This is a genomic window from Micromonospora sp. DT4, from assembly GCF_049841675.1.
In the GTDB taxonomy this organism is placed as follows: domain Bacteria; phylum Actinomycetota; class Actinomycetes; order Mycobacteriales; family Micromonosporaceae; genus Micromonospora.
This window is the reverse complement of the sequence record NZ_JBNCKT010000379.1, coordinates 1-514: the sequence shown is the minus strand read 5'-3', so window position 1 is coordinate 514 and position 514 is coordinate 1. Positions and strand designations below refer to the sequence as shown.

The 514-nt window shown below is 65.6% G+C and carries 1 pseudogene; it reads left to right on the top strand.

The annotated features are described in order from the left end of the window. Positions 1–375: pseudogene (locus ACLQ24_RS30195) on the top strand (hypothetical protein); the annotation flags it as partial. Positions 376–514 lie beyond the last annotated feature (139 nt).

The following is a 514-nucleotide window of genomic DNA, read 5'->3' as shown; positions in this document are numbered from 1 at the left end:
AGCCCGCACGCTCTATCGCTGGGACACCCGACCGACAACCCGCCGACTCAAGTGACGCCTATTGCCGGTCGCTCTAAGGTTGCGAGCTTCGGGGTGCAGGAGAGCAAAAGCATCGTGCCCCCGGCGCTGGAGGCCTTCGCGTCGTCGGGACGTGCGGTATTCAAGTTCGTGGCTTCCTCGGTCTCCGACCTCGACCGGATCGCCGAACTGGCGGCCGCTTACCAGCTCACGCCGGTATGGGTGATGCCGGAAGGCACCACCCCTGGGGCGATCATCGCGGCGACCCGTGTCCTGGCGGATGCGGTCGCGGCCCGGCACTGGCATTTCACCACCCGGCTGCACGTGCTGGCCTTCGCCGACACCCGAGGCCGCTGACCTCACCACCACTCACAACCCGACCTCTCATTTCCCAGTACCCGGAAGCGAGAAGATGCCGTGACTAGGCCGTGTCTTGTGGATCAGGTTTCGCGGGCGAGGTCGCGGAGCCAGATCTTGATGGTGGCGATGTCGATGG